Origin of the sequence: Pseudomonas sp. HY13-MNA-CIBAN-0226 (assembly GCF_040310305.1) — a bacterium.
Taxonomy (GTDB): domain Bacteria; phylum Pseudomonadota; class Gammaproteobacteria; order Pseudomonadales; family Pseudomonadaceae; genus Aquipseudomonas; species Aquipseudomonas gregormendelii.
The window spans coordinates 1-239 of record NZ_JBEOPS010000597.1; the positions used below are offsets into that span (position 1 = coordinate 1).

Below are 239 nucleotides of genomic sequence, written 5' to 3' on the forward strand. Positions count from 1 at the left end.
GGTACATGCCGTCCGGGCCCAGGGCAATGCGTAATTTGCGTACATCACCGGCTTTCAAGGTGATGTTCTGCGCAGGTGGCGCGAGTAGGCCCGGCAGACAGCCTGCAGCTTGGCCCGGCAAAAGCTTCAGGCGCAGCGACGTATCGCCGGGGGGAAGATTGAATGAAGTGGCCTGTTCCTGGAACAGACGCCCGGCGAGTTGGTCCTGGATATACAGGCCGATCTCGCAGTAGGTCGGC

At 61.5% G+C, this 239-nt stretch carries 1 pseudogene; it reads right to left on the bottom strand.

Annotated features, from left to right (window positions below):
* A pseudogene (locus tag AAEZ05_RS30065) lies at positions 1 to 239 on the bottom strand (hypothetical protein); the annotation flags it as partial.